The organism is Aquipuribacter hungaricus (genome assembly GCF_037860755.1).
Lineage (GTDB): Bacteria > Actinomycetota > Actinomycetes > Actinomycetales > JBBAYJ01 > Aquipuribacter > Aquipuribacter hungaricus.
In genome coordinates this window covers 1-861 of sequence record NZ_JBBEOI010000478.1, presented here as the reverse complement: position 1 = coordinate 861, position 861 = coordinate 1, and the positions used below count along the sequence as shown (strand labels likewise).

1 pseudogene is annotated in these 861 nt (G+C 79.0%); it reads left to right on the top strand.

Features of this window, described 5'->3' with window-relative positions:
• Nucleotides 1-861: pseudogene (locus WCS02_RS20740) on the top strand (hypothetical protein); the annotation flags it as partial.

Sequence of the window (861 nt, the reverse complement as noted above, 5' to 3'; positions counted from 1 at the left end):
TTGGCCTCCGACTTCGCCCCCTCTGCCGCCGCCCCGTCCGCCGCGGCAGCGCCGGCCCCCCCGCCAGCACCGTCCGCCCCGGCTCCGGAGCCCGACCTCACGGTCCCTGTCCTCGACGCGGCCGCCGGCAGCACCGACCTGCGCGCCCAGGTCGCGGCCCTCACCGCTCAGGTCGACCACCTCGAGGTGCAGGCCGAGGTCGCGTCCGAGGACTGGAACGAGGTCCGCTCCGAGCTCGACGTCCTCGTGGCCCGCGAGGTTCAGGCCCAGGTCGCCCTCGACGACGCCGGACAGGACCTCCGCTCCGAGCGTGCGGCGGCCACCCGCCGGGTCCGCGCGCTGTACCGGGCCGGCGGCACCACCGAGATCGCCTGGACCGTGCTCGCCGGGTCCACCGCCGGCGCCCGGCCCGCACCGGCAGACGGGTCGGTCGCGTCCCCCGCACCGGTCAGCCCCGCTGCCGGGATCGCCCGCGCCGCCTCGGGACTGCAGGTCGCCCGTGCGGTCCTGGGCTCCGACGCCGCCACCGTCGAGCGCGCCCGCGGGCGGGTGGACGACGCCGTGGCCTCCTCCACGGAGGTCGAGCAGCTCCGCCGTGACCGTGCGGTGCTCGAGGCCGAGGCCGGACGCCGCCGTGCCGCCACCGAGGCCGCCCTCCGCGCCCGCGAGGACCTGCTCGCCACCTCCGACGCCGTCCTCGTGCAGACCGTCGACCGCGAGCGCGCCGAGGCCGAGCGCGTCGCCGTCGAGCAGGCGATGGCCGCCGCCGAGGCCACCGCCCGGCGCGCCGCCGAGACCACGGTCCCCGCCCCCGGCGTCACCGCGCCCACGGGCAGCGACCTGTCCAAGTCGGATCGTAGC